Source organism: Pseudomonas sp. ICBG1301, from assembly GCF_016918385.1.
GTDB classification, from domain to species: Bacteria; Pseudomonadota; Gammaproteobacteria; order Pseudomonadales; family Pseudomonadaceae; genus Aquipseudomonas; species Aquipseudomonas palleroniana.
This window is the reverse complement of the sequence record NZ_JAEKGB010000043.1, coordinates 1-209: the sequence shown is the minus strand read 5'-3', so window position 1 is coordinate 209 and position 209 is coordinate 1. Positions and strand designations below refer to the sequence as shown.

General features: G+C 52.2%; 1 rRNA gene. It reads right to left on the bottom strand.

Going from position 1 to position 209, the window contains the following annotated elements:
- Positions 1-147: 147 nt before the first annotated feature.
- Positions 148-209, bottom strand: a 16S ribosomal RNA gene (locus tag JBE38_RS27600); the annotation flags it as partial.

Here is a 209-nt window from a genome sequence, read left to right as displayed (position 1 = left end):
GCAGATTCGAACTGCCGACCTCACCCTTATCAGGGGTGCGCTCTAACCAACTGAGCTACAGACCCAATTTCGGGCTGCTTCTTATCGTCTTCTTCAATGAATCAAGCAATTCGTGTGGGAGCTTATGGAGCAGCTGATGTCGTCGATTAAGGAGGTGATCCAGCCGCAGGTTCCCCTACGGCTACCTTGTTACGACTTCACCCCAGTCA